Source organism: Limosilactobacillus galli (assembly GCF_947381495.1).
GTDB lineage: Bacteria > Bacillota > Bacilli > Lactobacillales > Lactobacillaceae > Limosilactobacillus > Limosilactobacillus galli.
The window spans coordinates 1-479 of the sequence record NZ_CANCWK010000110.1 but is presented as its reverse complement, the minus strand read 5'-3'; the positions used below and the strand labels follow the sequence as shown (position 1 = coordinate 479).

General features: G+C 52.0%; 1 protein-coding gene. It reads left to right on the top strand.

What is annotated here, in order from left to right; all coding sequences use genetic code 11:
• Positions 1-479: IS30 family transposase (locus QOS10_RS09485; RefSeq protein WP_283595205.1), on the top strand; the 479-nt coding region annotated here is incomplete at both ends.

Here is a 479-nt window from a genome sequence, read left to right as displayed (position 1 = left end):
CAAGAATATTACCAACACTATCGTGAAAACAAGGCTCATTGCGGTCGGAAGGCTATTCAATTGCCCACTGATGAGGTAACTTATATCAAAGCCAAAGTGGCTCAAGGCTGGACGCCAGACACAATTATGGGACGCGCTGAACGGCCACTCAGATGTAGTATGCGGACGCTTTACCGCCTTTTCGAGCGGGGCAATTTTGATGTGCGGACCTTGCCGATGAAAGGCAAGCGTCGCCCCGATGGTTACGTAGAACGGCGGGGGAAGGCCGGTCAACTTGGCCAAAGCATTCACCAACGGGCTATCGACTTTCCCAACTTTAACCGTGAATTCGGCCACCTTGAAGCCAACACCGTCCAGGGCAAAGGACATCAGGGCGCCGTTATGACCTTGGTAGAACGGACATCCAAAGTCGAAGTGATTCTTAACGTCCATAGTAAGACGGCCACCAGTGTGATCCAGCACTTACAGGAATGGTTGGC